Below are 25,501 nucleotides of genomic sequence, written 5' to 3' on the forward strand. Positions count from 1 at the left end.
TGAATAACTTTTTTGGCTCAAAAACGCTTATTCGCGGCGCTATCGTGTCGACACCATGTCACACAGTATCACGGTGAGTGGCACGGTCACGGACGGGGGCGGGCGGCCGGCGCGGGACGTCGAGGTACTCGTCGTCGACATCGACACCGGACTCGACGATGCGCTCGGGATCGACACGACGACGCCCGACGGCCGGTTCGAGGTGACGGCGACACGTGACGACGTCGGCGGAGTGGTGGAGGGCGACCCGGAACTGGTCGTCCATCTCTTCGACGACGGCCGTCACGTGAACGCCAACCCCGTCGATGGAGGCACGACCGGGCTCTCGTTGACCGTCGAGCGTGATCGCGTCACACTGGATCCGATGGCGATGATGGAGGCGGCACAGTCGATGCACCACGGCATGGGCGGCCAGCGGGGCGTCGAGAACATTCCGGTGGGACCGTCGGCCCCGGGCCACGGTCGGTTCCAGCGGATGTTCCCCCACCTCACGCCCGCGGACCACGACGTGGCGTTTCTGAAGGAGATCGGTCTCCCTGGCGGGCCGCTCGACGAGAGCGCGGCCGGCAGCGTGGACGACGGGCCGCTCCCCAGCGGCTTCGTCTTCCTCGGACAGTTCATCGACCACGACATCACGCTCGACCCGCTGTCGAGCCTGACACGGCAGAACGACCCGGACGCGCTCCGGAACTTCCGAACGCCCGGACTCGACCTCGATTCGGTGTACGGCGCGGGCCCCGAGGCCGATCCCTTCCGGTACGAGTCGCCGTTCGTCGGCGGGGACAACCACTATCTCCTGCTCGCCGACGCCGACCGGATCGACCTCCCACGGAACCACCACGACACCGCGCTCATCGGCGACCCGCGGAACGACGAGAACCTGATCATCTCGCAGTTGCACTACGCGATGTTGAACTTCCACAACGCCGTCGTCGACTGGCTCGGGGACGTCCCCGACCTGTTCGAGAAGGCACAGACGATCGTCCGACGGCACTACCACTGGATCGTGCTCCACGAGTACCTCCCCGCGGTCTGTGATACGGACATCATCGAACGGGTCCGCGACGATGGCGACCGGCGGTTCTTCACCGTGGAACCGAGCGAGCAGGCGTACATCCCGCTCGAGTTCTCCGGTGCGGCGTACCGCTTCGGGCACAGTCAGGCCCGACTCGACTACCGGGTAAACTCGGGCTTCGAGGGACCGCTCTTCGGGATGCCGGGCGACACGGACGCGCTCGGGACGGGCTTCCAGGCGGTGCCCGAGCACAAGGCGGTCAACTGGCGGTATCTCTTCGACTTCGACGGCTCGGACGTCGACCCACAGCCAGTACGGGCGATCGATCCACGGTTGGCACCGGACCTCCTGGCTCTCCCGTTCGTCATGGACGCGGAGGCGTGGCGGAAATCACTCGCGTCGCGCAACCTCGTCCGGGGACGGCAGCTCGGACTCCCGTCGGGCCAGGCGGTCGCCCGGAACATCGGGGACGTCCCCGTCGTCTCGAACGACGACGTCGGCTTCGACGCGATCCTCTCCGACCACGGACAGAGCCAGGACACGGAGATGCCGCTGTGGTACTACGTCCTCGCGGAAGCGGCCCACTTCACCGGCGGCGACCACCTAGGCCCGGTCGGTTCACGGATCGTCGCCGAGACGCTCGTGGGACTGGTCGACTCAGACCCGTCCTCGTACCGGACCGTCCACCCGGGCTGGACGCCGACGCTGCCGGGGCCACACAGCGGAAGCAACGACTTCCAGATAGCCGACCTGCTCGAGTTCGCCGTCGACGGCGGCTACACACATCCGGCGCAGTGAGGCACCCGGTGCGACGGCTGGCCGGATCCGACTGGACGGGGTGAGGCCCGAACGGTTCTTTCGAGCCCCGGGCGGGTTCACTGAACAGTCTACCCCAATAAATAGTTCACCCGCGGTCGGGCGGCGACCTGACACGGGGGACGACTCGTCCGAGGCGGCGACGAACCGCCGGCGGTGCTGGATGGCGGGCTGACACCGATCGGGGACGCCCGACGAGCGACGGGGATCGGGGAAACGGAGGGAGTATCGCGTGCCTACGGCATCGGCCGAGGTGGGTTTCTCGCCGAACGGATTTCCCACATGCTCAAGATTCCTTTTCGAAATCGAAACTCCGATGGGGTAGATGCGTAAGCATTATGGAGCCGACTCCCCCACATCGGGATAGAGGAACACCAACAACATGGCCACACTCGAAATCAAGAACCTCCACGCCGAGGTCGCAGAGGACGACGGCGAAGTCATTCTCCGGGGCGTCGACCTGGAGGTACGCTCGGGCGAGATTCACGCACTGATGGGTCCGAACGGATCGGGCAAATCGACGACTGCGAAGATCATCGCCGGTCACCCCGCCTACGAGGTCACCGACGGCGAGATCCTCCTGCACCTCGACGAGGAGGAGTTCGGCGAGGACATCGAGATCCCCGCGAACATGCAGACGTGGGACCTCCTCGCCCTCGAACCGAACGAGCGGGCCGCGCTCGGCATCTTCCTGGGTTTCCAGTATCCCGCAGAGATCGAGGGCGTCACGATGACGAACTTCCTCCGGCAGGCGCTCAACGCCAAGCTCGAAGAGCGCGAGGAGCTGTTCGAGGGCGACGACGAGGACGAGGCCGAGGCCGAAGAGGAAGACGCCGGCTACGAGACCTCCCCGATGGAGGGTCCCGCCGACGAGGGTGAGGTCGGCGTCGCGGAGTTCCAGCAGCTCCTCAAGGAGAAGATGGAGCTGCTCGACATGGACGAGAAGTTCGCCCAGCGCTACCTCAACGCGGGCTTCTCCGGCGGCGAGAAGAAGCAGAACGAGGTTCTCCAGGCGGCGATCCTCGAACCGTCGGTCGCGGTACTCGACGAGATCGACTCCGGGCTGGACATCGACCGCCTCCAGGACGTCTCGAAGGGGATCAACGCCCTGCGCGACGAGCAGGGGACGGGCATCCTGCAGATCACCCACTACCAGCGCATCCTCGAGTACGTCGAGCCCGACCACGTCCACATCATGCTCGACGGCAAGGTCGTCAAGAGCGGCAGTGCCGACCTCGCCCGTCAGCTCGAGGACAAGGGCTACGACTGGATCCGCGAGGAAGTGTACGAGGCGGCGTAACTGTGAGTGGTTACGCACAAGGTCATAAGCAACGAACCGTAACAACACGACACACATCATGAGCTCCGAACAAGACCACCTCAAAGAGACCGACACCGAAGCCCGCTTCGAATTCAAGAAGGAGCAGAAGTCCTCCTTCCAGGCGGAGAAGGGCCTCACCGAGGAGACGATTCGCGTCATAAGCGAAGACAAAGACGAACCGGAGTGGATGCTGAAGCGTCGCCTCCGCGCGCTGAAGCAGTTCCACGAGATGCCGATGCCGACCGACTGGCCCGGCCAGCCGGACCTCTCCGAAGTCGACGTCAACGAGATCGTGCCGTACATCCGGCCGGACGTCGAGACTCGCGGCGGCGTCGACGACTGGACCGACCTGCCCGACGACATCAAGGACACGTTCGACAAGTTGGGGATCCCCGAGGCCGAGAAGAACGCGCTCTCGGGCGTCGGTGCCCAGTACGAGTCCGAAGTCGTCTACCAGAACATGCAGGAGCGCTGGGAGGAGAAGGGCGTCGTCTTCTGCAACATGGACAAGGCCGTCCAGGAGTACCCCGACCTCGTCCGCGAGCACTTCATGACGAAGTGCGTTCCGCCCTCCGATAACAAGTTCGCCGCCCTGCACGGCGCGGTGTGGTCCGGCGGCTCGTTCGTCTACGTCCCAGAGGGCGTGACGGTCGAGATGCCAGTCCAGGCGTACTTCCGGATGAACTCCGAAGGGATGGGCCAGTTCGAGCACACGCTCATCATCGCCGAGGAGGGGAGCGAGGTCCACTACATCGAGGGCTGCTCGGCTCCGAAGTACTCCGCGTTCAACCTCCACTCCGGCGGTGTCGAGGTCTTCGTGGGAGAAGACGCTCACGTCCAGTACTCGACGGTGCAGAACTGGTCGAAGAACACGTACAACCTCAACACCAAGCGCGCAATCGTCGAGAAGGGCGGTCGCATGGAGTGGATCTCGGGCTCGATGGGCTCGAAGGCCACCATGCTCTACCCCTCGTCGGTGCTGAAGGGTCGCGGTGCCTCGGACAACCACATCACAATCGCGTTCGCGGGCAAGGGCCAGAACATCGACACCGGTGCGAAGGTGTACCACAACGCCCCCGAGACGAAGTCGACGATCGAGTCCAAGAGTGTCAGCAAGGACGGCGGCCGGACCAACTACAGAGGACTGGTCCACATCGCCGACGGCGCACACGACTCCTCGACGGCGGTCGAGTGTGACGCGCTGATGTTCGACAACGACTCGACCTCCGACACGATGCCGTACATGGAGATCAACGAGTCGACCGTCGACGTGGCCCACGAGGCCACCGTGGGCAAGATCGGCGACGAGGACGTCTTCTACCTCCAGTCGCGCGGGCTGGACGACGACGACGCCAAGCAGATGATCGTCTCGGGCTTCATCGAGCCCATCACCGAAGAGCTGCCGATCGAGTACGCGGTCGAACTCAACCGCCTGGTGGAACTCGAGATGGAGGGGAGCCTCGGATAACATGAGCACACAACTGCCAGCCAGCATCTCTGAGGAGACGGTCCGACAGCTCTCCGAGGAGCGCGACGAACCCGAGTGGCTGCTGGAGACGCGACTGGAGGCGCTCGCCGCGCTTTCGGACGCGGAGCTGCCGGACGTCATCCAGACGCCCGGTCGCCGGTGGACGAACCTCGCTGTGCTCGACTTCGAGGAGCTCGTCGACCCGCTCGCCCAGACCGAAGAGCGCGACCTCGTCTCGCCCGAATCCGAGGTCGAAGTGCTGTCGTTCGTCGACGCCGTCGCGGAGCACGAGGAGGTCGTCCGCGACTCCTTCGGGAGCGTCATCGATCCCGAGCGCGACTACCTGACGGCGCTCTCGGTGGCGCTCTTCTCGTCGGGGACGCTCGTCTACGTCCCCGAGGGTGTCGACGCCGAGGACGTGAAGATCCGGACGCGGATGGAGGGCCGGTCGCTGTTCAACCACACCCTCGTCGTGACCGAGGACTCCTCGTCGGTGACGATCCTCGAACGACAGTCGTCGGAGCCCTACAGCGAGGAGGGGATGCGCTACTACAGCGGCCTCGTCGAGATCGACGCCGGCGAGAACTCGTACGTCCAGTACGGCGCGCTCCAGAACCTCTCGGAAGAGACGTACAACTACACGCTGAAGCGCGGCGTCACCGACACCTACTCGACCGTGAACTTCATCGAGGGGAACCTCGGGTCGCGGCTGACCCGGTCGGACATCGAGACCGAGCTCAACGGCGACTCCTCGGAGACGAAGATCGTCGGCGCGTTCTTCGGTCACCGTGACCAGCACTTCGACGTCAACGCCCGCGTCTGGCACCAGGCCGAACACACCACCGCCGACCTCGTCACCCGCGGCGTCCTCGACGAGGAAGCACGGTCGGTGTACGAAGGGGTCCAAGACGTCGGCCGCGGCGCGTGGGACACCAACTCCTACCAGCGCGAGAACACGCTGATGCTCTCGGACGACTCCGAGGCCGACGCCTCGCCGAAGCTCATCATCCACAACCACGACACCGAAGCGAGCCACTCCGCGACGGTCGGGCAGGTCGACCAGGAGGACCTCTTCTACATGACTTCCCGGGGCATCCCGCATCTGACGGCGCGGAACATGCTCGTCGAGGGCTTCTTCGTGCCGGTCCTCGAGGAGATCGCGGTCGACGAACTCCGCGACGACCTCGAAGAACTGATCGCCGCGCGGCTCCGGTAACGCCGCAGCGCGGTCCGGTTCCACGCGAATCCCGCCTTTTTCTCCCTCACTCGACCGGACGATGCCGCCACGGCGGCTCAGTCGTCGTCGGCTTCGACCGGGCCGGTGTCACCCGCAGACGGCGAGACCTCGAACCGCTCGTCGAGCGCGTCGACGACCGCGGCCCAGCCGCCGTACTCCAGTTCGGAGGACTCGACGGTGCCGGGGCCGAAGCTCCCTTGCCGATCGCGGAACTCGCGGAACTCGCGGGCGGCGTCGTCACGCACCGAGTCCCAGAACGACGCGTCGAACGGATACACCGGTTCGGAGAACTGCCCGTCGTTCAGCACCATCCCCACTGCCTTCACCAGCGGCGGCCCGTCGTAGTACGACGGGATCTCGGAGTCGTCGCTCCGCACGGGGTAGAGGACGCCGTGGTGTGACCCCCGCATCGCGCCGGCGACGTACGGCGGCGTGCCGTACGGCTGGACGACCTCGCCGGGCGACGGGAAGTCCTTCTGCGTGCGGACGATCGCGACGGGGTCGTCCTTGCCGACGTACTCGCCGGCGATGTTGTGCAGGCGCTGGGTCGACACCGCGGCGACGGTCGCGCCGGTCGCCCGCGAGTGGATCTTCCGGACGGCGAACCGGTGCGGCTCCATCAACAGCGCCAGCAGTCGCCAGGAGTCCTCGGGAACGTCGAGTTCGACGACGCGCTCGCCCTCGGTGTGTTCGAGGTCCATGACCTCGAAGGTGAATCCCTCGTGGATAGTGTCTTTCAGCAGGAGTCCGCCCGTGTGACGGGGGTCCGCGAAGGTCGTATAGAGCGGCTGGTTGAACGCCCCGGGCTCGGTCTTGTCGGCCCCGAACACCAGGAAGGGCTCGCTCTCGCGCTCTTCGAGGGCGAGTTCGGCGACGCCGGGGCCGAGCCCCCGGACGTTGCCCGAGAAGGCGTCCTTCAGGAGGTCCTGCCCCGCCCCGTACAGGCCCTGCTCCTCGGCGACCGTCGTGCCGGCCTCGAAGGCGTCCCACGCGAGTTGGTGGATCACCTCGGCGTCCTCGCCCTCGCGGTGGCTCATCAGTAGGTCGATGTCGTCACCGACGGTAAACACCCAGTAGTCGTCGAGGACGTCCGCCGCTGCGAGACGTGACTCGACCGCCTCGACCACCTCGTCGGTGGGACGGAGGTGTCCGGCGTTGCTTCCCACGTCCGCCTTGATGCACGACAGGGTTCGCATGGCTCGGATACTACTGTGTTACGAAACGGAGTTAAGTGTTACTGGTGCTACAACTAGAGTGTCCGTTCGGACGGGACGGAGATGATCGTGTACCCGGCCGGAGGTGGACCCCGGTCAGACGTGCTCGTCCAGGAACGCGACGATCTCCCGGTACGCTTCGATGCGGTTCTCCAGCTTTGAGAAGCCGTGGCCCTCGTCGTCGAAGACGAGTTCGCGGACGGGGACCCCCTGGTCGCGCGCCTCCTCGACGATCTGGTGTGCCTCGCTCACGGGGACGCGCGGATCGTTCGCCCCGTGGAGAACGAACAGCGGCGTGGCGATGTGTTCGATGTTGTTGATCGGCGAGATCCGCTCGAGGAACTCGCGGTCCTCGGCGAGCGAACCGTACTCGGCCTCGCGGAGTTTTCGCCGCCAGTCGCCCGTGTTCTCGAGGAAGGTGACGAAGTTGGCGATGCCGACGATGTCGACGCCGGCGGCCCACAGGTCGGGGTACTCCGTGAGTGCGGCGAGCACCATGAAGCCGCCGTACGAGCCGCCCATGGCGACGATCCGGTCGGGGTCGACTGCGGGGTGGTCGTGGAGCCACTCGACGGCGGCCTCGATGTCGGCGACGGAGTCCATCCGGTTTTCGACGTCGTCGAGGTGACCGTACGCCTTCCCGTAGCCCGAGGAGCCGCGGACGTTCGGCTCGAACACCGCGTAGCCGTGGTTGATGAAGTACTGTTTCGTCGCCGAGAACGACGGACGGCGCTGTGATTCGGGGCCGCCGTGGATGTCGACGATGACCGGTACAGTGCCCTCGGTGTCGGGCACCGAGAAGTACGCGGGGATCTCCCGGCCGTCGAACGTGGGGTAGTGGACGAGTTCGGGCCCGACGAACGTGTCGCGCGGGATCCCCGCGGTCGCGGCGCGCGTCCAGCGTTCGGTCTCGCCCGAGCGGACGTCGACGACGTGGACGTTCGTGTTGTCGGCCGCGGCCGACGCCGAGAGCGCGAACCGGTCGCCGGCGTCGTCGAAGCTCACGCCGCCAGCGGTCCCCGGAGGGAGGTCGGGCGTCGGAAGCGGGTCGACGCGGCCCGGTGCGGGGAGTTCGCCCACGGTGAGTTCGGTGTAGCCGTCGACGTTGCGTGAGAACACCAGCCGACGGGCGTCGTGGTCGACGGCGACGCCGTCGACCTCCCAGTCGCCGTCGGGCGAGTTACGGTTCGGTCGATCCTCGTAGTCGCCCTCGACGGCCACCGGCGACAGTTCGCCCGTCGAGAGGTCGATCCGTGCGAGGTACAGCGTGTCGGCGTCGCCGTCGTCGGTGACGAGGTAGACGTTCTCCCCGTCGGGACCCCACGAGGCGCTCTGATACCGGACGCTCCCCTCGTGGGGCGTGAGGTGCCGGAGTTCGCCCGACTCGACGTCGAGCACCGAGACGTCCTGATCGAAGTTCGAGTATGCCTCGGTCACCAACAGCCGGGAGTCGTCGGGCGACCACCCGTCGAGGGTGAGCCAGCCGTCGCCCTCCGTGACGAGTCGGGCGTCGTCGCCGGCCCCCTCGCGACCCTGGACGTAGACGTCGAAGACGGCCTCGTCCCGCCGGTTGGAGGTAAACGCGATCCGCTCGCCGTCGTGACTCCACCCACCCCAGCGGTGTTTCGCCTCGGGCATCGCCGTGAGGGCCCTGCTCTCGCCGGTCGACGGGGTGAGCGCGAACAACTGTTCCCGTTCGTTGCCGCCCTCGTCCATGCCGAAGACGAGTTCTGGACGCTCCGGCGACCAGGAGACGAACGTGACGCGCTCGTCGAAGAACGTGTGTTGCTCCGGCCACGCGCCGGGGGCGTCGAGCGTCCACACCTGCGGGACGCCCGTCGTGTCCATCAGGAACGCGAGCGTGCCGTCGGGCCCGAACGAGGCACCGTACGCGCTGCGGATGTTCAGATACCGGTCGATGTCGAAGGTGGGACGTGGCCGGGCGTCGGAGTCCGTCATCGAGCGCAGTTCGCTCGGCGGATGTTTACCCCTTTCCTCGGTGGGTCCCGGACGGACGGGTCGACCACCTCACCGGATGCGTCGATGGAAGGGGTCGATCAGTCGATGGAAGGAGTCGATCGGGCGACGGTTCAAATACGAAGCGGAAGCCACCGGCCGACGTGACCTGACTGTCGCCGTGTGGTGGACGCGGTCGTCCGGCACGACGCCACACGTGACGCCCGGCGTGCCGGCTGTTCGCACGCGGTGGGGGATCAAGCAACGAGCGGCTCAGGATGTATGCTCGGGTGTCCGTTCCGACGACTCAGAGCATTCCTTCGGCTTTCAGGCCGGCCATGACGTCGTCGACGAGTTCGTCGAGCGACTCGTACGGGAACTCCTGGTGACCGCTGAGGTTCGCGGCGAGCTCCATCGCCGAGAAGGAGACGTCGCCCGCCTCGAACGTCGTTCCGGGGCCGTCGGGAAGGGCGGGGACCAGATCCATCTGGTTGGTGACGGGGAAATCAGCGGTGCCGAACGCGTCCTCGAACTGTGCGCGGAGTTCGGCTTCGACGTCAGTCATGGATGCATCCACCCCCAAGAACTTCAAAAGCGTTCCGGAACTGGTGCCCGAGCGTCACGTCAGAGCGACGACCACGTGGTCGACTGGTCGGGTAGCCCGGAGACGCGCATCTCGCGCTCCCCGTCGTCGGTGAGCCGGACGTCGATCGCGGCGTCGAACGGCTGGGCGACGACGCTGGAGACGCGTTCGTCGTGCATCGCGGGGTTGAACGCGAAGACGCCGAGTTGGCCGGTCGAGCGGATCCGCCCGGTGAACGTGTGGAGGAAGCGGTAGACCGTCTGGACGTCCTCACAGTACATCAGGAGCGTCGAAACCGAGTCGAGGCCGACGCGGAGCCGACCGCGTGGCCCCTCGGTGAACGACCGGGCGAGCTTCGAGTACTGGATCCCCAGTCCGGTGAGGTCGTTCGGCTGTGAGACGCAGGCGACCGCACCGAGTCCGTCGGCCGGAGCCTCCCTTCCGCCGTCACAGGCGACGACTGCCAGCCGCGAGGCGGGGCAGCCCGTCACGTCGGTCCATCGGGTCGCGGTTCCGTGGAAGGTGTCGTCGGTGTCGACTAACAGCGTCCCACCCTGCCCGTGGGAGACCGGTGAGAGCAGACGCATCGCCAACTCGCCCGGCGCGGCAGCCGGGTCGCCGCGAACGACGAGCGTCGTTCCGGTGGAGACGGGCTGGAGCGGCAGGTCGGAGGTGAACTCGTAGCGGTCGCGCGTGGACGCGGCCTCGGAGCCGGAGTTGACGCTCACGCGTCGGCCCTCCCAGCCTCCGCCAGCCGGCGACGGAGTTCGAGCTGTTCGGACGCTTCGGCCGCGAACAGTCGCAGCGTCGCGCGTTCGTCGGCTGTGTACGTCCGCGGCTCGTCGTCGAGGACACAGAACATCCCGATGGTCTCGCCGTCCGTCGTGGTCAGCTTCGCCCCGGCGTACGAGCGGATACCGAGTTCGTGGAGGAGTTCGTTCGTCTCGAAGAGCGGATCCTGCTGGACGTCCTCGATGACGGTGACGTCGCTTTCGAGGATGGCGTACGTACAGACGGTCTTCTCGCGGGGCAACGACTCCCACTCGGCGCCGTAACAGGATGCGAACCGTTCCTCGTGGGCGTCGACGAGGCCGACGAACGCGAAAGCCGCGTCGAACTGTCGCGAGGCGAGTTCCGTCAGGCGGTCGAAGGCGTCGGTCGCCGCGAGCCCGTCGACGTCGTACGACGCGACCGCGGCCAACCGTGCTCCTTCGTCGTCTGGAAGCGGGTACGCGGTGTGTGTCCGCGCCGTCGTCACGCTCTCGACCAGTTCGGGGAGATACTCGTAGTCCGCCGGGGTCTCCTTCTGGAGGTAGTCGACGACCGCGTGAGCCGTCTCACTGGTGTCGATTTCGGCGAACGGCGCGTCGGTAAAGAGCACACAGCCGATGTCGGGGTGGACTTCCCTGGCGGCCGCGACGACGTCCAACCCGGTCCCGTCGGGGAGTTCGTACTCCGTGACGAGGCAGTCGAACAGCGCCGAGTCGAGTGCCTCCTCGGCCGCCCCGACCGAGTCACACCCCGTGGGACGCAGCTCGCCGGTCCCGGACAGTGCCTGCATCGTCCGTTCGCGTGCCGACGCGTCGGCGTCGACACAGAGGACGGCGGACTGCATCTACTCGGACCCTCTGTCGGTACATCGAACGACAACTCGTCGGTGGACAGCGTGCGGCCAGCGGCGCGGTGTCGCACGCGGCCCCCGGTGGTTCACACTCATCTACGGACGACGAGAAGCCGGTCGTGCGAATAAGTATTCGGTGCCAACTATCAACAGTGAAAGCGCCTTCGCAGCCGCTCCTCCGGGGACGGAACTATACGCCGCGGAACCCATCCGGTGGGCATGGAAGACGACCCCGAACCTGACACGGGATTCGACTTCGACCTCCTCCGCGAACTCACCGAGACGGACGGCGTACCGGGGTACGAAGACGAGGTTCGCGCCGTGGTTCGGCGCGAACTGGCGGCGGCGACCGACGAGATCAGAACGGACGCGATGGGGAACGTCGTCGGAACGGTCGAAGGCGGCGACTACGACGTGCTCGTCGCGGCGCACATGGACGAGGTCGGCTTCATCGTCAGGCACGTCACCGACGAGGGCTTCCTCCAGCTGGACGCGCTCGGGGGGTGGGACCCACGGATCCTCCGCGCACAGCGCGTCCGCGTCCACACCCGTGAGGGACCGCTCACGGGAGTCATCGGCTCCGTCCCGCCCCACACGCTGACCGACAAGCAGAAAGGGGAGAAACAGGAGGTCTCCGACGTGTACGTCGACCTCGGTCTGTCGGAAGAGGCGGTCGACGAGCGGGTGTCGGTCGGCGATCCGGTGACGATGCAACAGACCACCGTCCGAATGGGCGAGCACGTCACTGGGAAGGCGCTCGACGACCGCGTCTGTCTGTTCGCGATGCTCGAGGCGGCGCGGCGCGTCGTGGACCCGGAGGTCACGGTCCACTTCGTCGCCACGGTCCAAGAGGAGGTCGGGCTCCGCGGGGCCCAGGCGATCGGCGTCGACCTCGACCCGGACCTCGCGCTCGCGCTCGACGTCACGGTCGCAAACGACGTTCCCGGATTCGACGCGGCCGATCACGTGACCGAACTCGGCGCGGGCGTCGCGGTGAAACTGAAGGATTCGAGCGTGATCACGACGCCGAAGGTGAACCGACGGCTCCGCGACGTAGCCGAGGCCGAGGGGGTCGCCCACCAGTTGGAGGTGTTGCCCGCGGGCGGGACGGATACGGCGAACCTCCAGCGGGCGGGCGGTGCCGTCCCGGTCGGGGCGCTGTCGGTGCCGACGCGGTATCTCCACACGCCGACCGAGTGCGCCCACGTCGACGACGTCGCGGCGACGATCGACCTGCTGTCGGCGTTCGTCGGAAGCGAGACGGGCGACCACGACTACTCGCTGTAGTCGACAGGGAACCCCGCCCACCACGGTGGACACGAACCAAAGTATTCACTACAGGCGACGCCATAGGCGCGAGCATGAGCGACACGCAGATGTCGCGGCGAGCGTTCCTGACAGCCGCGGCCGGGACGACGGCCGTTGCCGGTGCGTCGGGAAGCGCCGCGGCACAGACGACGGAGCCCGACTTCGGGAGTTGGCTCGACGGCGTCGACGGCGGGTATCAGGACATGCGCGGCTCCGGTGAGGTGACCGTGGAGGTCGGCGCCAGCGGCAACGGTGGCAACCTCGCGTTCGCCCCCGCGGGCATCTGGATCGACCCCGGGACGACCGTCAAGTTCGAGTGGACCGGCGAGGGTGGCGGCCACAACGTCATCGCCGACAGCGGTCCCGCGAGCCTCGACTCGGGCGCGGCGGTCTCGGAAGCCGGCGTCAACTACGAGTACACGTTCGAGGAGGGCGACGCCGGCATCACGAACTACTACTGCGATCCGCACCTCGCGCTCGGGATGAAAGGGGCCGTCGCCGTCGGCGGCGAGGTCCCGACGGTCGAGACGGGTGGCGGTGGCGAGGGAAGCAGTGTCCCGCAGGTCCCCGAGAGCGCCAAGACCCTCGGCGTCGCCACCACGTTCGCGATGGTCGCCACCCTCGGTCTCGCGTTCTTCTTCCTCAAGTACGGCGGCGACTACGAGACGCCCGACGAGTAACCTCGGGTCGTCGTCGGTCGCCCGGTGATTCGTGCCCGAACGATCGCGTCGGTGCTATCGAAACGTTCAGTATACGAGAGGTTACGGCGTGCCGAGTAGATAGCGCGTGTCCTGCACGTAACAGCCTCACCTCCACCCGCTGGGAGCGATACCGAGTCTCACCACGATGGGGCGGTAGGCGAAGACGACGACAACAACAATCGCTAATTCGATCCAGAAACCGACCTCGCCCACAGTCGCTTGAACGATCGTGAGGGCTAGAAATACCAACATAAACATCGCAATGTAGTGTGGAGCGAGTTCCATCAATCGATCTGTGTCCATACATCCCCTTAGGGGGGGAGCTGTCTCAAGTCCTTCTCTCGAGCTGCTGTATAGGACCTCTATAGTCAGCACACACCCTGAGTCGACGTCCGATGAGTTTCAACGGAAGTCTCACGTCCAGTCGCGCTCCGAGCCCGAGCTGGAACTCAGAACAGCCCGAGCGAGAACCCGCGGTCGTCGATGGCGTCCCGGTAGGCGTCGAGATACCGGTCGAGGACGGCGTCGTGGTCGTACGCGTCGTACGCCTCGCTCCGCGTGCGATGATCGTCGTCGGCCGCCTCGACGATGGCGTCAGCCAGTTCCTGCGGCGAGGTGACACAGCGACCGCGAGCCTCGCCTTCGACGAGTTCGTGCGCGCTCGACCCCGCCTGGTACTCGACGAGTCCGACGCAGCCGCACGCGAGCGCCCAGAGCAAGCCGGTGGCGAACGGCTCCTCTGCGGCGGTCTGGGCGAACACCCGTGCGCCCTTCAGGATCGGAACGAACTCCTCGGACGGGAGGTCGCCAAGGAACTCGACGCGGTCGTCGATACGGAGCTCCGCCGCCGTCTCCTCGGCCGCTGCACGAGCCGGCCCGTCACCGATGACCGCCGCACGCCAGCTTTGCGTCCGCAACTCCGCGAGCGCGAGCAGGAACGACTCGACGTTGGCCGTCTCGTCGAGGTCGTGCGCGTAGACGAGGTCGGCGCGTCGGTCGACGGGCGCGTCGCGGACGAGGTCGGTGTCGATGCTCTCGGGAACGATCCTGAGTTGCTCGGCGGATGCACCGTGTTCGCGGACGCCGGTCCGGACGAGCTCCGACGGCACGAGTATCGTCGCGGCCGCGCGGGCGGCGCGTTTGTATCCCACCCAGTCGTCGTCGGGGGAGTCGCGCCACCAGTCGACGACGAGCGGGACCCGGAGGAGCCGGCAGGCCCGCTTGGCGGCGACGACGTGTCCGGGCGGGCTGTTGACCGCCTGGACGACGTCGGGTTTCGTCTTGAGGAGGTGAAGCGGGAGCTTCGAGCCGAACGCCCCGACGGCGGGGCCCTCCGTGACCGCCCGGTAGACGACGTCGTTCTGTTCGAACTCGGGGATGGTGCCCCCCCACCACTGCGAACAGCAGACCGTCACGTCGTGACCGCGGTCGGCCATCGCTTCGGCCACCCGTCGCGTCCGCGCCGTCGCGCCGGTCTCGTCCTGTTGAGCCGTGCGCATCGAGACGAACGCGACGTGCATGGTCGCGGAGGGACCGCCCGACGTAATAAATCCTACCGGAAGCGGACGACCGAGCGACTCCGAGACCGGACCGCCGCCGAAACGGCCACACGCGTTATGTTCCCCTGCCCGAACGTCGACGTATGGACACCGACGCCGGCGAGTCGACCGTGGAACCGGACGAGGGCGAGGGCAGGGGCGGGAGAGAGACCAGACGTCGGTTCGTCGCGTGGTACGGCGAGTGGTATCTGCGGCTCTACGCGGTGTTGGCGCTGGCGATCGTACTCGGTGCCGGCTACGGCTACGCGATCGGCGCGCTCAGTTGGTGGAACGCGGGCGGGATGGTCGTGATGCTCGCCGCACTATCGGGGTTCATCAGGTGGCGACTCGGCGTCGATCCGGCGTTCGGCGCGAACGAGCACTGAGTCGCACCGAGTCGCCGCGACGACGCGCGTCAGCGCACCACCGGGAGGAGGAACGCCTCGACGAACTGCCAGTCGTAGACGTGGTTGAGAAGCAGGTACGCCACGACGCCGAGCGAGAGCGAGAGGATCCACGCCGCGGCGGCGATACGCCCGACGCGACGGTGGGTTCCCATCGTACGGAGTTCGTCTGGCGTGTGGGTGACACCGAGGACGAGCGCGTGCACCACCACGGGGACCGACACCACCGAGAGAACGATGTGGATCGCGAGCATCGCGAGGTAGCCGTAGTACGGGAGCGTGGGGCCGACGAACTCCTTCGTGCCGCCGCCGCCGATCTTCGTCAGATAGAGCACGAGGAAGACGAGGATGAGCCCGAACGCACTGGCCATCGACGCGGCGTGTTTTCGGACCTCCCCGCGGCGGATGAACCGCCAGCCGGCGATGAGGAGGAGCGTCGCCGCCGTGTTGATCACGGCGATCGCGTCGGCGATACGATTGACCTGCTGGAGGGTGAGTTCGGGAAAGACCGACCGAGGGACGTATCCCAGGAAGGTGCCGATGACGAGAGCGTACCCCACGACCGAGAGGACCGCCGTCACGGCGACCGGGTGTTCCTTGAGCGGGCCGCGCACGCTGGCTGTAGCCATATGCGACCGTTGGGATGGGGTGAATATCCGTGTTCGGGTTCTGGCTTCGGCGGTCTCCTCCGCCGCCGAAGGACACGCTCCGGTTCGTCCCCGGAGTTCATCAACGATGACGCACCCACAGCCGTCGGTGCGGTGAGCGCCGTCGCACGGCGGGTCGCGGGAGCCCGGCGCGTCGTCGTGCGAGCGAGTCGTGCCGGCTGTCAGCCCCGGGCCGCTCGGGTCTCGCGAGTCGGTTACTCCTCGATGACGCCCGTCACCCGCGCGACCTCCCGAGCGGCGTCCTCGCTCACCCCGTCGCCGAGGATGGTGTACCGGTCGCGGATGGTGTGTGCCGTCGTGAGCGCCTCGATGACCGTCTCCGCGTCGACGCCCAACCCCCGGGCGGTCGTCGGCGCGTCGATCCGCTCGAGCGCGTCGCGGATGTTCCGCCACTGCCCCTTCTCGCCGCTGTGGAGATACTCGGTCATGATCGCGCCGACGCCCACCTGATGCCCGTGGAGCGCCGTGTTCGGGACGAGCCGGTCGAGTTGGTGTGAGAAGAGGTGCTCCGCGCCCGAGGCGGGCCGCGAGGAGCCCGCGATGCTCATCGCCACGCCCGACGAGACGAGTGCCTTCACCACCACCCACGCGGACTCTTCGAGGCCCGGCTTGATCGAGTCGGCGCTGTCGACGAGCATCTCGGCGGTCATCTCCGAGAGCGCGCCGGCGTACTCGGAGTACTCGACGTTCTTCAGCCGGTGGGCCAGCTGCCAGTCCTTGACCGCGGTGTAGTTGGAGATGATGTCCGCACAGCCCGCCGTCGTGAGCTCCCAGGGAGCCTGTGCGAGCAGCTCCGTGTCGGCGATCACCGCGAGCGGCGGGTCGGCGGCGACCGAGTGGCGCGTGTCGCCCTCCGGGATCGACGACCGGCCGGAGACGATGCCGTCGTGGCTCGCGACGGTCGGGACCGAGACGAAGCCGCAGTCGACCCGTTCAGCGGCCATCTTCGCGATGTCGATCGCCTTCCCACCCCCGAGGGCGATGATGTAGTCGGTCTCCTCGGCGAGAGCGGTCTCGGCCACCGCCTCGACCGAGGCGAAGCTCGCCGTCTCGACGGTCACGGTGTGGGGTTCGATCTCGAACTGTGCGCGGAGGCGGTCGCCGGCCAGCCGGTCTGGCGTCGGGCTCGTCACCAACAGCGGCTGGCCCGAGAGGTGGAGGTCGCCGACGGCCGCGCCGACCTGTCCGAGAACGCCGTGACCGATGACGACGTTCCGCGGGAGCTTGATCCACGTCGACTTGTCGAACATGGCTACCTATCCACGGGCACCGGGCATATGGCTTCTCACTGCGGTCCGGACGCAGGGTCGAGACAGAGCCGAGGCGGGTCAGAGAAGCGTTCCGGCGGCGTCGGCGAGGAATACCACGCCGAATCCGGCGAGCACGAGAGCCGACAGGGCGGTCACGACGGGCGCGAACCGCTCGACGCGGCGTTCGGCCGTGACGAGCGCCGCCGGGAAGCCGGTGATCCACAGGAGGATGCCACCGAAGAAGCCGGCGACGAGCGCGGGGCTCCCCTTCTCGACGACGAGGATCCCCGCCAGGTCGCCGCCGACGTACGGCGTCTGCGCGAGGACGTCGAACTGCCCGGATTCGAGGAGCGCGACACCGATCGTGAGCCAGAAGAGGATCTGGTACGGGTTGGTGATCGCGAGAAGGAACGCCTTCCGGAACCCAGCGCCAGTCTCGCCGGTCCCGCCGTCGGCGACGGTCCCGTCGCTCGGCTCGAACGTCGCACCCAGTTCGCTGGCGGCACCGTACGCGAAGTACAGCATGAGCAGCCCGCCGACACCGACCATCAGCCCACGGACCGTCGGGAACTGATCGACGAACGCCACGACGCCGACGAGCGAGAGCACGAAGAACACCGCGTCGGCGCTCATCGCCCCGAGACCGGCACGGAAGCCGGCTGTCCACCCTCGGAGTACGCTCTCCTCGGCGATGACGGCGTTCATCGGTCCGGGTGGGGCCGCCAGGGCCAACCCGAACACCACGCCGGCACCGGTCGAGACGATTACGTCGGCCATCGACCGTCCGTACCGGTGCCTCCGACAAAAATGCTCGACGTTCGGGAACGGAGGAGACGGCCGACCGGAGGAGCGTTACAACAACGCGAGGAGCGCGTCCGCAACCGTCGAGACGGCCAGCTCCCACACCGAGACGTCGGTGAGAATCGCGAGCACGGTGTCGGCGGCGAAAAAGCCGAACAGCGCCGCGCCAGCGAAGTGTGCCTTCCGCACGTCGAAGCGGTGGGAGAAGCGGTGGAAGACGTACGCGTTCGCCAGGCTTACCGGGAGGATCGCGAGCATCTCGCCGGCCCAGATCCCTGGATGCGCGCCGTACTGGACCGCGAGGCCGATCGTCACGAGCTGGGTCTTGTCGCCGAACTCCCCGGCGGCCATCATCGCGAAGATGGGCAGGAAGCTCCCGAACGCGTTCAGTTCGCGGCCGAACACCGTGGGCGGAGCCACGTCGGCGAAACCGCCGTCCGTCTCGGCCGATCCCATCGACGCGTCGCGTGCGTCCGTCTCGCTGTCGCCGACACTCGTCTCCCCGGGTGCGGGGGCCGACCGGACGAGCAACGCGGCGAAAAACCCGAAGAGGACGGCCGTGACGCCGTCAAGGACCACGGGCGAAACCGCCCCCTGCAACGCCGCGCCGAACCAGATCTCCAGGGCGGTCCACCCGGCGAACGCCGTCCCTGCGGCGGCGACAACCACTCTCGGATCGTACCGGGTCGAGAGGCCCGCGATGATGAACTGCACCTTCTCGCCCGGGAGGACTGCGAGTTGGGCGACGAAGGCGACGGCCGCAACCTCGACGAAGCCGGCCATCAGCTCTCGGCCTCCCCGGGCGCCGGATCGTCGTCCGTGACGGACCTGACGCGGATCGACCGCGCGACCGCCTCGGGCAACGACTGCTCGCGACCGCTCTCGCCCACGCGGACGGTCACCATCCCGAACGGCGCCACGTCGACGACGTCGAGGCGTGTCTCCGGGGTGATCCCCGCGTCCGCGAGGTAGGCCAACTCCTCCTCGTCGCGGTCTGAGACGCGCGTGACGACGACCCGCTCGCCGACGGCGTGGTCGTCGAGTCGGGTCGAGTCGTCGGCGTCGAGCGGCGTGAGGTCGGCGCTCGGGATCGGATCGCCGTGTGGATCGACCTCGGGGTCACCGAGCGCCTCGGCGACGCGGCGCTCGAACTCCTCGGAGATGTGGTGTTCGAGCGCGTCCGCCTCGTCGTGGACCTCGCTCCAGTCGTAGTCAAGGTGCTCCGCGAGATACGCCTCCAACAGCCGGTGGTGACGGATTACCTCCAGTGCGACCGTCTCGCCCTCACGAGTCAGTTCGACCCCCTTGTACTTCTCGCGGGAGACGAGCCCCCGCTCTTCGAGTTTGCCGACCATGCTCGTCACCGTCGGCGGGGTCTTGCCGAGCAGTTCGGCGATGGCCGACGTCGACACCGGCGGCCCCGTCTCCGCCTGCAGGGTGTAGATGGACTTGAGGTAGTCCTCCATCACGTCGCTGAGCACGTCGGACTTCGCCATCTCGAGCGAGGGTACGCCATCCCCCGAAAAGAAAGTTTGGGACCTCTAAATTCTCTTGTGTTCTCGTCGAAGTCCGCTCAGATCCCCTGACTCATCAGGTGTGACCGGAGGATGTCGGCGGATTTGACGCCCGACTCCGTGTTGACGACGACGAGCGTCGCGTCGTCGGCGAACTCCTCGGCGAGCGCGTCGGCGGCGGCGACGGCGGCCCCGCCGGCCGCACCGACCTCGAGCGCGGCGGCCTGTGCGGCCGCGACCGCGCTCGCGAGGATCGCGTCGTCGTCGACCGTCACCACCTGCCCGCCCGTCTCGTCGACGGCGTCGACCGCGAGGTCGCCGCCGGCGGGGTCGGGAATCTCCAGTTCACCGACGATGGTGTCGGGGTGGGTCCACGTCTCGACCGGGCGTCCCGATTCGAACGCCGTCGCCATGGGCGCACAGCCGCCGGGCTGTGCGGCGACGATCCGGGGGACGTCATCGACGAGCCCCAGTTCGACGAGATCACGGAACCCTTTCGCCACCCCGTAGACGACCTCGCCGGTACTCGCGGGGACGAACACCGCGTCAGGTCGCTCGCAGGCACCGGCGATCTCGTACGCGAGCGTCTTGTACCCCTCGTGGCGGACTGGCGTGTCGAACTCCTGGAGCGTGAACCACTCCGACTGCAACTGCGAGTGGAGCGCCTCGAGCGCGTCGGGGTAACGCCCGCCCGCGACCCGCATCTCGCCCCCGTGGACGTTTGTCATCGCCTTGTTCGGGAAGGGCGCTCGGGAGGGAACGAACGCGTACGACCGGACCCCTGCCCGGCCGGCGTACGCCGCGCCCGACTGGCCGCTGTTGCCCGGCGAGGCGTGAGCGACGAGTTCCGCGTCGGCCGCCGTCGCCGCCGAGACGGCCAGCGAGAGCCCGCGGTCGTGGACAGTGCCCGTCGGGTTCCGCCCCTCGTCCTTGACGAGGAGCGAGTCGACGCCGAGTTCGTCAGCCAGCGCGGGCGCGTCGACGAGCGGCGTCCCGCCCTCGCCGGCGCTCACGCCCGACTCGAACGGCAACAACTCCGAAAACGCCCACATCGAGCGGGCGTCGGCGACCGCCGGCAGGGTCCAGTCGACGTCGTCGTAGTCGTACACCGGGTCCAGGGGTGCGCCGGCTTCACTCCGTCCGGTCCGGGTCGGCTCGGGCGACAGTTCCTCGCCGGTCGCCGTACAGCGCAGCGCCCGGAGCGCGTCGCTCTGGTTCATACGAGGGGGTACGACGCGACGGGGGAATCCCTTCCGGTCCGGGGGCGTCGATGACGAGGCCGGAAACCGACGACCCTGGTGAGTCGACACACACCGCAGCGGCCGTGATACCACGACCCTCGCAAGCGTTATCCCTCGGGCACTGTTGTGTCCAAAAGCAAATGGCGAACGGAAAAGTTGACTTCTTCAACGACACTGGCGGCTACGGTTTCATCAACACTGACGACGCTGACGACGACGTTTTCTTCCACATGGAGGACGTCGGCGGTCCGGACCTCGAGGAGGGCCAGGAGGTCGAGTTCGAGATTCAGGACTCCCCCAAGGGTCCCCGCGCGGCGAACCTCACCCGACTGTAAGGCGACGCAGTTTTCGGTATTTCTCACGCTCGCGAGCCACGGCGACGCCACGAGCCCTGTTCGACGACGGACGGACCGACCGTACGGTTTACCCGCGGCGGGAGCGAACGCCGAACCATGACAGAGGCACCGGCATCGACACCCACCGGCGGCGCGCGCGATCCGGCGTCGCTGGCGGTCGTCATCGTCGACGGCTACGTCGACGAACCCGCCCACTTCGGCGTTCCCCCCTACATTTCGACGTATCCGCGCTACACGGCGGGCGCGCTCGTCGACGCCGGCGTCCCGCCCGAACGGATCCGTTATCACACCATCGACGCACTGCGGGAGGAGCGGTCGAACTGGCGCGACGTCGCCGGCGCGGATCTCATGATCTACGTCGGGGGGATGACCGTCCCCGGCAAGTACGTCGGCGGCACCCCGGCCGAGCCTGACGAGGTACGCGAACTCGCCTGGACCGCCGACGGCACGACCCTGATGGGCGGTCCCGTCAAGTTCGGCGTCGGCGAGAAGAACGAGGGTGCGTCCGACACCGAGCGCAAGGACCTCGACTACGACTTCGTGGCGAAGGGCGACATCGAGGCGGCCGCCTACGACCTGGTCTCCTCGGGGCTAGAGGGGTTCGGCGACCGGATGCGCGGGTACGACGAGGTCGAGCGCTGGGCGTCGAAGGGCGCGTTCGTCGTCGAACAGCACCCGAACCACCCGGAGTACCTCATCGCCGAACTGGAGACCTCCCGCGGGTGTGCGTACCGCTGTTCGTTCTGTACGGAGCCGCTGTACGGCGATCCGAACTTCAGAACCGCCGAATCCGTCGTCCGCGAGGTGGACCGACTCGCCGATTCGGGGATCAAACACTTCCGCATCGGCCGGCAGGCCGACATCCTCGCCTTCGGCGGCGACGGCGAGGCACCGAACCCCGACGCGCTCCGCGACCTCTACGGGGGGATCCGCGAGGTGGTTCCCGACCTCGGGACGCTCCACCTGGACAACATGAACCCGGTGACGATCGTCGACTACCCCGAGCGCTCCCGGGAGGCGATCCGAATCATCTCCGAGCACAACACGCCCGGCGACACGGCGGCGTTCGGCCTCGAATCGGCCGATCCCGTGGTGCAGGAGGAGAACAACCTCCTCGTCTCCGCGGCGGAGTGTCTGGAGGCGGTCCGCGTCGTCAACGAGGAGGGAGGGTGGCGGCCCGGCGACGACGAGAAGCGCGGTCCGAGCCTCGACGGCGACCGACTCCCGAAACTGCTCCCGGGGATCAACCTCGTCCACGGGCTGATGGGCGAACGGCCCGAGACGTACGAGCACAACAAACGCTTCCTCGAACAGGTGTACGACGAGGGGCTGATGCTCCGCCGGATCAACATCCGGCAGGTGATGGCGTTCGCGGGGACCGAGATGTCCGAGACGGGCGCGGAGATCGCAAAGGAGCACAAACAGCAGTTCAAGCCGTACAAACGCGAGATCCGCGAGGAGATCGACCGGCCCATGCTCAGACGCGTCCTCCCGCCGGGGACGGTGCTGGAGGGCGTCCACGCGGAGTACCACCAGGATGGCAAGACGTTCGGCCGCCAGCTCGGGACGTACTCGCTCCTCGTGGCGGTGCCGGGCGAGCGGCCGCTGGGCGAGACCATGGACGTCGCCGTCGTCGACTACGGCTACCGCTCCGTGACGGGCGTACCCTACCCCCTCGATCTGAACGCGGCGTCGCTCGACGAACTCACGGCGATCCCCGGCGTCGGCAGACGGACCGCAGGCGACATCGTCGTCGGCCGGCCGTACGCCTCCACGGCGGAACTCCCGGAGACCACCGAGGTCGATCTCTCCCGGTTCGCCACTCTGGGGACGCCGAGGTCGGTCGACTGACGGCCGTGGTGGGCGAGCGGCGACACCGCCGTCGCTCGCCGGGTGGACGCCGAAAAGAAATCGGTTGGTTCAGAAGTCCTCTTCGATGATCTCGCCGACCGCGAAGTTCGACTTGACCTCCGACACCTCGACCTTCACGCGTTCGCCGACCTCCGCACCCGGAACGATGATGACGTAGCCGCGCTCGACGCGAGCGATGCCGTCGCCCTGCTTGCCGATGTCCTCGATCTCCACGTACCGGAGCTCGCCGACTTCGACCGGCGGTTGGGGCTCCGACGTGTGACTCTGTTTCGGCTTCGATTCGGACGGTTCGGCTTCCTCCCGAGAGATGAGCGCGACGCGGTAGATTTCGCCGGGGTCGACGCTCCCCGTCTCGATCTCACGCCGGGGGACTTCGATGACGTACCGGTCGTCTTCCGACCGCACGTCGGCGTTGAACAGACACATGAGCTTATCTGAGATTTCCACAGTGAGACCTCCATGAACGTCCATGTTCGCCGGCACCAAAGAGCTACCGACCCCGTATCGGTCGATTTTCGGCTCCTGTCGGGGGTCGGGAGGGTGTTCCACGGTGTCGTTGGTCGTCCGTGGTGTCGTGCTCGGGACATGACGAGTCGGCCGTGAGCACGAGCGTGCGCCGCGATGGTAGCCGGGGGTGCGCGTCGAGGGTGGTGACCGGGACCCTCACGGATCGAGCGGCGTCCCGTCGGGCCGCTTCTGTCCCTCGGAGTCGTGGACCACGACGCCCTCCGCGTCCGTCGGTCGGTAGTTGTCCCGCACGCCGATCGCCTCCTCCAGTTCGCGGACCGCCCGTCGTTTGAGGGCCGCGGCCAGTTCCTCGGCCTCCTCGCGTGCGATGTCCCGGCCGAGGCCCTCGCACTCGTGGGCGCGGACCATCCCCTCCTCGTCGACCGCCTCACCCATCGGCTGGCTCGTCCCGCCGAGCGCGACGCTGAACGGGTAGGTCCGGCAGACGAGCGGCCGCGCGTCGTGGACCGCACACGCTCCCCGACCGTCGGTCTCGCGGTAGAACGTGCAGTCGCCACAGCCCGTGGTCGCCAGCGCCCACTCGAACGTCTCCCCCGTGGAGCCGTCCGGGCCGTCGGTCAGTCCGTACGGCATCGGGCGGGCGACGTCGCGCCAGTCGTACGACTCACGTCGCTCTCGGGCGCTCTCGGGCGCTCGGGCGGGGTCGGACTCGTTCGCCGCGTCGACCAGCCGGCGCACCTCGTCGGGGAACACCGTCGCGGTGTGTGCTTCGCGCGCACCGTCGTCGGGTGATCCGTCCGGAGACTCGTCCGGTGATCCGTCCGGAGCGTCACCGCACGTCTCGTACCCCTTACAGCAGGCACCACACCGGGTGCACTCGAAGCCGATCGACTCGATGGCGTCGGCGAGCGTCTCGACGTCGAGGTCGCGGGCGTGGACGAGTTCGGTTTCGAGCGACGAGTCGGACACACTCCGACTCGAGTCGGCGCGGACTAAACGCCGTCGTTCGACGTCGTCGCGGCCCGGTCCGCCGCCGCATCCCACGCGACAGCGCCCTCGACGGCGAGTTTCTCCAAGTGAGCGCGGACGGTCGCGCGTGCGAGGTCGCGCACGCCCGAGATGTCCTTCTCGTAGGCGGCGTCGACCACCTCGTCGAGCGTCCGCGCCCCGGCTTCGACCGCCCGTCTGACGCGCGCTTCGCGGGCCAGTCGGTGGGCGATGAGCCGGTCGAGCGCCGCTCGCGGGTCGTCGATCGCCGGGCCGTGGCCAGGACAGAGCCGGTCGGGGGCGCGTGCGCGGAGTCGACGCAGGCCGGTCAGATACGCCCGCATGTCGCCCTCCGGCGCGCCGACGACGACGCTCCCCTCGGCGACGGCGAGGTCGCCGCAGAGGGCGACGTTCTGGCCGTCGACGGGGAGTTCGAACGCGACGTGGTCTCGCGCGTGGCCGGGCGTGTCGAGAACGGTGACGGGGCCGGCGTCCGTGTCCAGCGAGGTGCCTTCGGCGAGCGTGCGGTCGGGGTCGACGCCCGTGGCGGCCGCGAACTCGTCGGCGGACCCGCGGCGTGCCCAGACGGTCGCGTCCGTCTCGGCGGCGTAGCCCGCGACGCCACCGACGTGGTCCGGGTGGGTGTGTGTCACCGCGAGATGTGCGACGTCGGCGGCGTCGACGACCGCGTCGAGTGCCGGGTGTCGAGCGGGCGGGTCGACGAGAAGGGCACGCTCGGCTCCGACGAGGTAGGCGTTCGTCGTCCCGGTCGGGACGGCGCGCGTGACGGGGACGGCGACGTGGTGCACGGAGGGTAGGAGAGTGGGTAATCGATCCCGCGAGTCGGACGCCGGCTCAGGTGTTGAGGTAGTACACCTGCTTGCGGGCGTCCTTGAAGCTGTAGCGGGACGAGACCAGGTCGGACTCTTCGAGGCGGTTGAGCGCGTACCGGACTGTCCGGTCGGGGAGGAGCGACTCCTCGGCGAGTTGCCCCTGCGAGAGCGGGGCGTCGGTCTGGAGTACTTTCGCGACGAGTTTGGCGCTCGGGGGGAGTTCGCGGAGCCGCTCGCGGAACTCGGTCTCCGACAACAGCTCTCCCGCTTCGGTCTCTGCGGTACTGGTGCTCATACCCATGCTACATCTTCGGTTTGTGGTAAAGGTT

26 protein-coding genes are annotated in these 25,501 nt (G+C 67.7%); 9 read left to right on the plus strand and 17 right to left on the minus strand.

Annotated elements, in window-relative coordinates; all coding sequences use genetic code 11:
* The first annotated feature begins 55 nt into the window (after window positions 1-55).
* The 4 genes from NKJ07_RS10435 (at window position 56) to sufD (ending at window position 5,836) form a co-directional block, all read left to right on the plus strand.
* The gene (locus NKJ07_RS10435) at window positions 56-1,813 is read left to right on the plus strand and encodes a peroxidase family protein (RefSeq protein ID WP_318566767.1); all 1,758 of its coding nucleotides are present in this window, start codon (window positions 56-58) and stop codon (window positions 1,811-1,813) included.
* 400 nt (window positions 1,814-2,213) lie between these two features.
* A complete protein-coding gene (locus NKJ07_RS10440) occupies window positions 2,214-3,131 on the plus strand; it encodes an ABC transporter ATP-binding protein (protein WP_318566768.1) in 918 nt (305 codons plus the stop codon).
* 58 nt (window positions 3,132-3,189) lie between these two features.
* Window positions 3,190-4,620 carry a Fe-S cluster assembly protein SufB gene (gene sufB / locus NKJ07_RS10445; protein ID WP_318566769.1) on the plus strand — a complete coding sequence of 477 codons (1,431 nt, stop codon included), beginning with the start codon at window positions 3,190-3,192 and terminating at the stop codon, window positions 4,618-4,620.
* A gap of 1 nt (window position 4,621) precedes the next feature.
* Complete coding sequence (sufD, locus tag NKJ07_RS10450) at window positions 4,622-5,836, plus strand: Fe-S cluster assembly protein SufD (RefSeq protein WP_318566770.1); 1,215 nt, start codon at window positions 4,622-4,624, stop codon at window positions 5,834-5,836.
* Between the two features lie 77 nt (window positions 5,837-5,913).
* Here sufD and NKJ07_RS10455 read toward each other — a convergent pair whose 3' ends face one another.
* The 5 genes from NKJ07_RS10455 to NKJ07_RS10475 all read right to left on the minus strand — a co-directional run bounded on the left by NKJ07_RS10455 (window position 5,914) and on the right by NKJ07_RS10475 (window position 11,225).
* Window positions 5,914-7,053, minus strand: a complete 1,140-nt coding sequence (locus NKJ07_RS10455; protein WP_318566771.1) for a fructose 1,6-bisphosphatase — start codon at window positions 7,051-7,053, stop codon at window positions 5,914-5,916.
* A gap of 114 nt (window positions 7,054-7,167) precedes the next feature.
* Window positions 7,168-9,030 carry a S9 family peptidase gene (locus NKJ07_RS10460; protein ID WP_318566772.1) on the minus strand — a complete coding sequence of 621 codons (1,863 nt, stop codon included), beginning with the start codon at window positions 9,028-9,030 and terminating at the stop codon, window positions 7,168-7,170.
* Between the two features lie 304 nt (window positions 9,031-9,334).
* Entirely contained in the window at window positions 9,335-9,592 is a 258-nt protein-coding gene (locus NKJ07_RS10465; protein WP_318566773.1) for an MTH865 family protein, read from the minus strand.
* A 59-nt stretch (window positions 9,593-9,651) separates the two neighbouring features.
* Window positions 9,652-10,338 (minus strand): DUF7504 family protein, encoded by a 687-nt coding sequence (locus NKJ07_RS10470; protein WP_318566774.1) that lies wholly within the window; start codon window positions 10,336-10,338, stop codon window positions 9,652-9,654.
* Window positions 10,335-11,225: a GAF domain-containing protein gene (locus NKJ07_RS10475; protein ID WP_318566775.1), complete on the minus strand. Its 891-nt coding sequence runs from the start codon at window positions 11,223-11,225 to the stop codon at window positions 10,335-10,337. The genes NKJ07_RS10470 and NKJ07_RS10475 overlap by 4 nt, the downstream gene beginning before the upstream one ends.
* Before the next feature lie 225 nt (window positions 11,226-11,450).
* On the opposite strand from NKJ07_RS10475, the gene NKJ07_RS10480 reads away from it, so the two are divergent.
* The gene (locus NKJ07_RS10480) at window positions 11,451-12,518 is read left to right on the plus strand and encodes a M42 family metallopeptidase (protein WP_318566776.1); all 1,068 of its coding nucleotides are present in this window, start codon (window positions 11,451-11,453) and stop codon (window positions 12,516-12,518) included.
* A gap of 89 nt (window positions 12,519-12,607) precedes the next feature.
* Window positions 12,608-13,219, plus strand: coding sequence for a halocyanin domain-containing protein (locus NKJ07_RS10485; RefSeq protein WP_425504757.1), 612 nt, complete (start codon window positions 12,608-12,610; stop codon window positions 13,217-13,219).
* Window positions 13,220-13,345: 126 nt separating this feature from the next.
* Here NKJ07_RS10485 and NKJ07_RS10490 read toward each other — a convergent pair whose 3' ends face one another.
* Window positions 13,346-13,543: a hypothetical protein gene (locus NKJ07_RS10490; RefSeq protein ID WP_318566778.1), complete on the minus strand. Its 198-nt coding sequence runs from the start codon at window positions 13,541-13,543 to the stop codon at window positions 13,346-13,348.
* Window positions 13,544-13,689: 146 nt separating this feature from the next.
* On the minus strand, window positions 13,690-14,760 hold the full coding sequence (locus tag NKJ07_RS10495; protein ID WP_318566779.1) for a glycosyltransferase family 4 protein: 1,071 nt from the start codon (window positions 14,758-14,760) through the stop codon (window positions 13,690-13,692).
* A gap of 122 nt (window positions 14,761-14,882) precedes the next feature.
* On the opposite strand from NKJ07_RS10495, the gene NKJ07_RS10500 reads away from it, so the two are divergent.
* Window positions 14,883-15,164, plus strand: a complete 282-nt coding sequence (locus NKJ07_RS10500) for a hypothetical protein (protein WP_318566780.1) — start codon at window positions 14,883-14,885, stop codon at window positions 15,162-15,164.
* A gap of 29 nt (window positions 15,165-15,193) precedes the next feature.
* Here the strand turns inward: NKJ07_RS10500 and NKJ07_RS10505 are convergent, their stop codons facing one another.
* From NKJ07_RS10505 to NKJ07_RS10530, 6 genes are all read right to left on the minus strand, one after another.
* Complete coding sequence (locus NKJ07_RS10505) at window positions 15,194-15,811, minus strand: DUF420 domain-containing protein (protein WP_318566781.1); 618 nt, start codon at window positions 15,809-15,811, stop codon at window positions 15,194-15,196.
* 233 nt (window positions 15,812-16,044) lie between these two features.
* The gene (locus tag NKJ07_RS10510; RefSeq protein ID WP_318566782.1) at window positions 16,045-17,100 is read right to left on the minus strand and encodes an NAD(P)-dependent glycerol-1-phosphate dehydrogenase; all 1,056 of its coding nucleotides are present in this window, start codon (window positions 17,098-17,100) and stop codon (window positions 16,045-16,047) included.
* A 78-nt stretch (window positions 17,101-17,178) separates the two neighbouring features.
* Window positions 17,179-17,841, minus strand: coding sequence for a LysE family translocator (locus tag NKJ07_RS10515; protein WP_318570439.1), 663 nt, complete (start codon window positions 17,839-17,841; stop codon window positions 17,179-17,181).
* Window positions 17,842-17,952: 111 nt separating this feature from the next.
* On the minus strand, window positions 17,953-18,684 hold the full coding sequence (locus tag NKJ07_RS10520) for a TMEM165/GDT1 family protein (protein ID WP_318566783.1): 732 nt from the start codon (window positions 18,682-18,684) through the stop codon (window positions 17,953-17,955).
* A complete protein-coding gene (locus tag NKJ07_RS10525; RefSeq protein WP_318570440.1) occupies window positions 18,684-19,382 on the minus strand; it encodes a metal-dependent transcriptional regulator in 699 nt (232 codons plus the stop codon). Before NKJ07_RS10525 ends, NKJ07_RS10520 begins: the two co-directional genes overlap by 1 nt.
* Before the next feature lie 92 nt (window positions 19,383-19,474).
* Complete coding sequence (locus tag NKJ07_RS10530; RefSeq protein ID WP_318566784.1) at window positions 19,475-20,635, minus strand: pyridoxal-phosphate dependent enzyme; 1,161 nt, start codon at window positions 20,633-20,635, stop codon at window positions 19,475-19,477.
* A 161-nt stretch (window positions 20,636-20,796) separates the two neighbouring features.
* On the opposite strand from NKJ07_RS10530, the gene NKJ07_RS10535 reads away from it, so the two are divergent.
* Window positions 20,797-20,991 (plus strand): cold-shock protein, encoded by a 195-nt coding sequence (locus NKJ07_RS10535; RefSeq protein ID WP_318566785.1) that lies wholly within the window; start codon window positions 20,797-20,799, stop codon window positions 20,989-20,991.
* Window positions 20,992-21,108: 117 nt separating this feature from the next.
* The gene (locus NKJ07_RS10540) at window positions 21,109-22,863 is read left to right on the plus strand and encodes a radical SAM protein (RefSeq protein WP_318566786.1); all 1,755 of its coding nucleotides are present in this window, start codon (window positions 21,109-21,111) and stop codon (window positions 22,861-22,863) included.
* Between the two features lie 69 nt (window positions 22,864-22,932).
* Here the strand turns inward: NKJ07_RS10540 and NKJ07_RS10545 are convergent, their stop codons facing one another.
* From NKJ07_RS10545 to NKJ07_RS10560, 4 genes are all read right to left on the minus strand, one after another.
* Window positions 22,933-23,331, minus strand: a complete 399-nt coding sequence (locus NKJ07_RS10545; protein ID WP_318566787.1) for a TRAM domain-containing protein — start codon at window positions 23,329-23,331, stop codon at window positions 22,933-22,935.
* Window positions 23,332-23,547: 216 nt separating this feature from the next.
* Window positions 23,548-24,321: a YkgJ family cysteine cluster protein gene (locus NKJ07_RS10550; protein WP_318566788.1), complete on the minus strand. Its 774-nt coding sequence runs from the start codon at window positions 24,319-24,321 to the stop codon at window positions 23,548-23,550.
* Between the two features lie 23 nt (window positions 24,322-24,344).
* Entirely contained in the window at window positions 24,345-25,148 is an 804-nt protein-coding gene (locus NKJ07_RS10555; RefSeq protein ID WP_318566789.1) for an MBL fold metallo-hydrolase, read from the minus strand.
* A 46-nt stretch (window positions 25,149-25,194) separates the two neighbouring features.
* Window positions 25,195-25,467: a MarR family transcriptional regulator gene (locus NKJ07_RS10560; protein WP_318566790.1), complete on the minus strand. Its 273-nt coding sequence runs from the start codon at window positions 25,465-25,467 to the stop codon at window positions 25,195-25,197.
* Between the last annotated feature and the right edge of the window lie 34 nt (window positions 25,468-25,501).

This window comes from Salinigranum marinum (assembly GCF_024228675.1).
Taxonomy (GTDB): domain Archaea; phylum Halobacteriota; class Halobacteria; order Halobacteriales; family Haloferacaceae; genus Salinigranum; species Salinigranum marinum.